General features: G+C 31.7%; 8 protein-coding genes. 1 reads left to right on the top strand and 7 read right to left on the bottom strand.

Features of this window, described 5'->3' with window-relative positions:
* Nucleotides 1-340 (top strand): hypothetical protein (locus BLQ00_RS17720; RefSeq protein ID WP_217629440.1); only part of this gene is annotated, 340 nt, incomplete at its 5' end.
* Between the two features lie 245 nt (nucleotides 341-585).
* On the opposite strand, the gene BLQ00_RS16820 is transcribed toward BLQ00_RS17720, so the two are convergent.
* The 7 genes from BLQ00_RS16820 to BLQ00_RS16850 form a co-directional block, all read right to left on the bottom strand.
* The gene (locus tag BLQ00_RS16820; protein WP_229792668.1) at nucleotides 586-1,149 is read right to left on the bottom strand and encodes a hypothetical protein; all 564 of its coding nucleotides are present in this window, start codon (nucleotides 1,147-1,149) and stop codon (nucleotides 586-588) included.
* Between the two features lie 213 nt (nucleotides 1,150-1,362).
* A complete protein-coding gene (locus BLQ00_RS16825; protein WP_093145485.1) occupies nucleotides 1,363-1,893 on the bottom strand; it encodes a hypothetical protein in 531 nt (176 codons plus the stop codon).
* Nucleotides 1,894-2,132: 239 nt separating this feature from the next.
* Nucleotides 2,133-2,825 (bottom strand): hypothetical protein, encoded by a 693-nt coding sequence (locus BLQ00_RS16830; RefSeq protein ID WP_093145486.1) that lies wholly within the window; start codon nucleotides 2,823-2,825, stop codon nucleotides 2,133-2,135.
* Nucleotides 2,826-3,057: 232 nt separating this feature from the next.
* A complete protein-coding gene (locus tag BLQ00_RS16835; protein ID WP_093145487.1) occupies nucleotides 3,058-3,948 on the bottom strand; it encodes a hypothetical protein in 891 nt (296 codons plus the stop codon).
* A 710-nt stretch (nucleotides 3,949-4,658) separates the two neighbouring features.
* Complete coding sequence (locus tag BLQ00_RS16840) at nucleotides 4,659-5,036, bottom strand: NTF2 fold immunity protein (RefSeq protein WP_093145488.1); 378 nt, start codon at nucleotides 5,034-5,036, stop codon at nucleotides 4,659-4,661.
* A gap of 251 nt (nucleotides 5,037-5,287) precedes the next feature.
* Nucleotides 5,288-5,674, bottom strand: coding sequence for a hypothetical protein (locus BLQ00_RS16845; protein WP_139149450.1), 387 nt, complete (start codon nucleotides 5,672-5,674; stop codon nucleotides 5,288-5,290).
* 256 nt (nucleotides 5,675-5,930) lie between these two features.
* On the bottom strand, nucleotides 5,931-6,533 hold the full coding sequence (locus BLQ00_RS16850) for a hypothetical protein (RefSeq protein ID WP_093145490.1): 603 nt from the start codon (nucleotides 6,531-6,533) through the stop codon (nucleotides 5,931-5,933).
* Nucleotides 6,534-6,650 lie beyond the last annotated feature (117 nt).

Genomic DNA, 6,650 nt, shown 5'->3' on the forward strand with positions numbered 1-6,650 from the left:
ACTTTTCTCGCATAACAGTGGTTTCAGAAGTTTGTCATTTGGTTCTGCATTATTGGTTAAACTTTTCTCGCATAACAGTGGTTTCAGAAGTTTGTCATTTGGTTCTGCATTATTGGTTAAACTTTTCTTGCATAACAGTGGTTTCAGAAGTTTGTTATTTAGTTCTGCATTATTGGTTGAGGTTTATTCGCATAACGGTGGTTTCAGAAGTTTGTCATTTGGTTCTGCATTATTGGTTAAACTTTTCTCGCATAACAGTGGTTTCAGAAGCTTGTTATTTAGTTCTGCATTATTGGTAAACCTTGTTTTACATAAGAGTCAAAAATCTGTTCATTTCTAAATTTTTCTGACCATTTACGGTAACGGGTTTGTATAATAATTGTAGCGCTTGGCGCAGCGTGCGGCTTGAAGCGGCGACACCTTTTCAATTCCTTGTTTAGTTCCAATTATTCGGAGCTGCGTGAGACTCAGAAAGGCAAGCGTAACGTTATTTTTCAGAAACCAATATAGTTAAATATTTGCAATCAATTTGCTTCTAGTTTCGCAAGAGCTATGATTAGTATACGTTGTTGTACGTTGGTTTTTTTAATCAGTTAAATTTTCTATACATTTTTCTCTTATTTTCCATATTTGATCAAAGCTGAATTTCATTTTTTCGTTTATAAGCCAATGTTTTATATAATCTTTATGATATTCAATCTTATATTCAGCAACTTGTTCAGGTTTAATTTCTTTTTCTTGAATTATATCTTTTTCAATTTTTTTAAATTCAGATGTTCTCGTAGTCAAATCAATTCGTTTTCCATTGATTTTTAAATAGCAATGAGCCTCTGGTATAAATTCAATTGAATGATCTTTTAATTCGTTTCCAATTTTCGGTGTATTGTATTGATTCATTCGATAAATCCCAACAATCAAATTAATGTTTGGAATATTATTTAAATCTGCAATTCTTTTTAAAATGGCGTGTTTTGAGCTACAAGTTCCTTTTTTTTCTGATATAACTAATTCAAAATCGATTCTATTTTTATTTCGCCCGTATGGTAAGTTTTTAATAAAATCAGTTAGTTCGTTCCATGTTTTTATTCCGTTCTTTTTAACAAGTTCAGTAAGCTTATCTTTTGATGATAAAATATAATCTATATTCATTTTTTTACTTACGTACAACGGGTTTGTATAATAATTGTTGCGTTTGGCGCAGCGCGATGCTGGCAGCGGCGACGAGTTCAAACTTCACTTCTTAGTTCCAATTATTCAAAGCCGCGTGAGACTCAGAAAGGCAAGCGAGTTCGAATTTTCAGAAACCAATATAGTTAAATATTTGTAGAAATTATTGTGAAATTCCCGCAAGAGCCATAATTGTTATACGTTGTTGTGGTGCGTTTTTTTTATTCTTATAGTCCATTCAGATGTATCTAACTCCATTATTTCGTGTCTTTCCCATCTTCCCATTTCGTCACACTCAAATTCTAAAATGTCTCCATTCCATTTTTTAAATTCTATCATATCCATTTCAAATGGACTTTTGATAATTTGCATATCTGCAAGGGATTTTTCCAGTTTATAAATGTCACTAAATTCCGAAAATATAAAAGTTCCGTTTGGTGATACTTCTAAATTTCCATAATCAACTTGATTTTCCGCCTCGATTACATTCAGTTCAGTCGTATTTAAACGAAATACGCAGTCAGAAGTCAAAACGACAATTTCACTTTTTTGTTTAGACACTTTTACTTCTTTTGGAAATCCACGAAACTGTCCGACTTTTTCAATTCCGTTTTCGTCTGTAAACTTTACCCAAGTCCAAGATTGGGAATTCCATACGCTTTCCACATCATAAATTCTTTCTTCAAATTCGCCAGAGTAAGGTTGATTTATTATTTCAGCTTTCACTTATTTTCTTTCTTACGGAATGTTTTTCTTAAATGCACCACAACGGTTTTGTATAATAATTGTTGCGTTTGGCGCAGCGCGCTGAGGGCAGCAGCGACAAGTTCAAACTTCTCTTCTTAGTTTCAAATTATTCAGAGCTGCGTGAGACTCAGAAGGGCAAGCTTTACGTTATTTTCAGAAACCAATATAGTTAAATATTTGCAGAGAATATTAAATAATTACCGCAAGAGCAATAATCGTTATACGGTGTTACCTGTAGTTTTTTTATATTTTCTAATCAAGTAAAATATTCCAATAACGAATATTCCTTTAAAAAACAATTCCAATAAATTCTCTTTCAAATCATAAGGTTTAGTAATTTGTTTAACTTCTTTTGATGAATCTATTTTTATTGAATTCAGAAATTTGTTTTTACGATTTTCATTAAATTCGGCAATTTTAGAGTAAATGGCGAAATATTGTTTTCCTTTTATTTCAATTAGATTTCCTTCAGCATTTGTATTTCCACTAATACTATCTTTAAAAGTAATTTTTTGTCCAAAAAAGTTATTAATTCTTATACTCGTTGAGTCTTTAAATTTAAAGCCTTTTCGACTAAATGACTCAATTATTTTTTTTGAATATTTTCCATATTTATTATACAGTTCAGAAATACTTTCAGGGTTATATTCGATAGGCTCATTATTCTCATTTATATATTTTGTGGTTATTAGAAAGTAAAAATCTTTATCAGAATTATTGAATGTATAGGTCTCAACTTTTACTCGATTACTTACTTTTCCTTTAAATCTTTCAGGTAGTTCCGCTTTTTCAATACTTTCAGATTTCTCATAGTTATTAGGGAAGTCAATCGAATAAATATTATCAATTTTTACTTGAGCATTAATACTTAATGAAAGTAAGAAGATTATTCGAATAATGCTTTTTTTCATAATTACAGGTAACGGGTTTGTATAATAATTGTAGCGCTTGGCGCAGTGTGCGGCTTGAAGCGGCGACACCTTTTCAGTTTCTTATTTAGTTCCGATTATTCGGAGCCGCGTGAGACTCAGAAAGGCAAGCTAGTTCATATTGTTCCGATAACTAAAGTAGTAATTTTTGAGTACTAAACACAAAGTAATTATGGAAAAGCTATGATTATTGATGCATTGTTAGCAAGTGTTTTTATTCCCATCTTGTTCTTAATTCAGTTCCAATTAGATTTTTTGGGTTTTTATCTTTTGACATATAAATTGTTGTGTAACTCTTGTTTTTAGAAGTAGAATCTATAAATATTGTCAACCTACTTCTTTTATTTTTGAAATATAGACCAGTATAGACACTGTCTTTTTCTCCTTTATTCAACTCTACTTGACAGTAAAATCCATCTGAATATTTGTCCTTAACTCTTTCTACGTTTAAGAGTTTTATAATTTCTGTAGCTATTGGTTTGTATAGAAAGTATTTCCTCCATTTTTCTGGAATTTGTTTGTAATCAAATTTAGGGTTTAGTGAATCACAAGTATTTTCATTATCAAAATATAAAAACCCATCAAATTTAAATCGTCTTGACTCCGAATTGAAGTATTGGGCAAATCGAATAAAATCGTTTTCATATTTAGGAGTTGGTAAATTTTCGAATTCTGGAATTTCAATTTCTGTTTCAGCAAGGAAATACTTATTTCGTCGCCACTCAATTAAAAAGTATTCGGTTTTTATTTTTAATGAGTCAGAATTGTATGAAAAGTTACTTCTCTTAATTGTATCATCCTCGAAACTTGGATGTTCAATATAATCAACATTTTCAGGGTTTAAGACAGTTTTTCCATTTTTTGTTACATAAGTACCAGAAACTTTTCGTAATCCTCCACCTCCGAAACAACTTGCCCAATATTCTTCATCCACGAAATTATTGTTAGATGTAAGCTTGAGTTTGTGACCTGCATTAAACCCTCGAGAAGAATAGATTAAAGTATCGACTTGCGAAGCTGATATTTTATCGTTTCCAGATATATTTTTATCAGTGCAACTTAAAAATGAAAATAATAAGCAAAATAGTAGAATGTGTGATTTCATTATAAAAATGTGTTTTCTAAAATACTTGCTAACGGGTTTGTATAACGATTGTTGCGTTTGGCGCAGCGTGCTGAGGGCAGCAGCGACAAGTTCAAATTTATCTTCTTAGTTCCAAATTCAACAGAGCTGCGTGAGACTCAGAAGGGCAAGCTTTACGTTATTTTTCAGAAACCAATATAGCTAATTATTTGTAGAAATTATCTAGTAATTCCCGCAAGAGCAATAATTGTTATACGTTGTTACTTTTTGGAGCGAGATACGAACCAAATGATTTGTCTCGGAATTACATTTAGATTCAGAGGTTTTTCGGATAAGCTTTAAAATCAGAAGAGTAGAAGGAATTCAATTTTGAAACTTGAATATCTTATGAGTTGAAAATTCAAAATCAGCTTTTTTCAATCGGATGGACGTGAGAATGACCGACTTTGTTCTTAGCAGTAATCTGCTCGGAAAAAAATCCGAAGATTTTCTTTCCGAGCTATTAAAAGTAACGGGTTTGTATAATAATTGTTGCGTTTGGCGCAGCGCGCTGCTGGCAGCGGCGACACCTTTTTAGTTCCTTATTTAGTTCCAATTATTCGGAGCTGCGTGAGACTCAGAAAGGCAAGCGTAACGTTATTTTTCAGAAACCAATATAGTTAAATATTTGTAATCAATTTGCTTCTAGTTTCGCAAGAGCTATGATTATTGATACGTTGTTGGGGTACGTTTTATTTTCCGTGTCCAAACATAATAATTTTTCCGTTTCGTGAATCAAAAACTATTTCGAAAACACCACCCCGATAGTTTTTCGGTAAAGTTCCAAATATAATCCAATAGTTGTCAATCAGATAAACTTGATATGGTTTTTCAAATTCAATGGTTTCTTTACCATATCTATCAAACATAAATAGTTCAGCGTATTTAATGGCTTTTTCTTCTGTCGCGATTATTGGCTGATAAGTCTTGGTAGTATCAGTTTTGAAACTTAATGCTTTAGAGAGCAATTCATCCGCGTAGGTTTTATCCAAAATATTTCGATCAGCATCCTGAGCACTTAAGTTGCTAATAAATAGAATTCCTACTATAAATATAATTCTTAGTTTCATTGTTTGTTAATGTACCCCAACGGGTTTGTATAACGATTGTTGCGTTTGGCGCAGCGCGATGAAGGCAGCAGCGACAAGTTCATGATTCTCTTCTTAGTTCCAAATTCAACAGAGCTGCGTGAGACTCAGAAGGGCAAGCGTAACGTTATTTTTCAGAAACCAATATAGCTAATTATTTGTAGAAATTATTGTGAAATTACCGCAAGAGCCATAATTGTTATATTTTGTTACCTGCTGGCTTTGTTCAGTTTTCAATCGTTTGTTTTTCTAATTCCATATTTTACAAGTTGGAATAAAATCAGAACTAATGCCACAAAAGCTGAAAACCAAGCAACATTATAAATTCCTGATCTAAAATCTTCGATTGGAATAAATCCAAGGAAATTATATGATAATACGATACAGATCAGTAATATTCTAATAAAGGTTTTAAACCAACTCGGTTTAGTTAACATTTCATAAATTCCTATTATTAAAACAAATAAAAATAACGTATCGTATCTAATACTCAAGTCAATAATGGAATCAAGTTCAGGATTCATTTTCCTCCATTCTTGAAGATTATAATAATCGAGCAACGATAAAATCAGTTGAGTAATAATTATAATTATTGAAAAAAGTGGTTTATAGAGTTTCACAGAATATCATTTTGTGATTTTTTTCTTGCTTGCTGGTAACGAGTTAGTATAACAATTGTTGCGTTTGGCGCAGCGCGCTGAGGGCAGCAGCGACAAGTTCTTCATTCTCTTCTTAGCACCAAATTATTCAGAGCTGCGTGAGACTCAGAAGGGCAAGCGTTACGTTATTTTTCAAAAACCAATATAGTTAAATATTTGCAGAGAATATCAAATAATTACCGCAAGAGCCATAATTGTTATACGTTGTTGTAAAACGTTAGTTTCCAAATCCAATGTTAGATTTTTCAGGTTTTACTGTTCTTTTCAATTCAGCATATTTATCATCAAATTCAGATTTTGAAATAGCACCAATTGACTTTAACCATTTAAAATTTGATAATTGGCTTTTATAATCAAGGTTTTCATCAATTAATGAATAATTCTCTTGTAAATACTGATTTCTAGCTTTCATCAGATTCTCAATAAATTGTTCAGGAACTTCTTTGTTTGGTATGTTTTTATGGATATAAAGATAATTACTATCCGAAAGCTTTATTTTCCAAAAATTTTCTCTAGTAAGCCAATAAAAGGCTAGAATTATAGTTGCTATTACTGCCCAAAAAAGCCAAGCAAATTCCTCACCAGTACCGTTTCTCATTTGACCAACAAATAAAGCTATAGATACAGCATAGACTATCGCAGAAAAAAAGATAATCACATTATTAGATTTCTTATGAGTGACTTTTTCGCCTTCTATATTTTCAAATGGAATATCAATTTCATTACTATTTCCGAATTTCGAATAGTTATAAAATAGTTTAGATTCAGTCAATCTCAATTCTCGTTTTGCAAAGTTTTTTGATTGTCTTAATTCATTCATCGAATTTTTTTTTAATGTTTTACAACGGGTTTGTATAATAATTGTAGCGCTTGGCGTAGTGTGCGGCTTGAAGCGGCGACACCTTTTCAGTTCTTTATTTAGTTCCAATTATTCGGA

The sequence above is a fragment of the Ulvibacter litoralis genome, assembly GCF_900102055.1.
Taxonomy (GTDB): domain Bacteria; phylum Bacteroidota; class Bacteroidia; order Flavobacteriales; family Flavobacteriaceae; genus Ulvibacter; species Ulvibacter litoralis.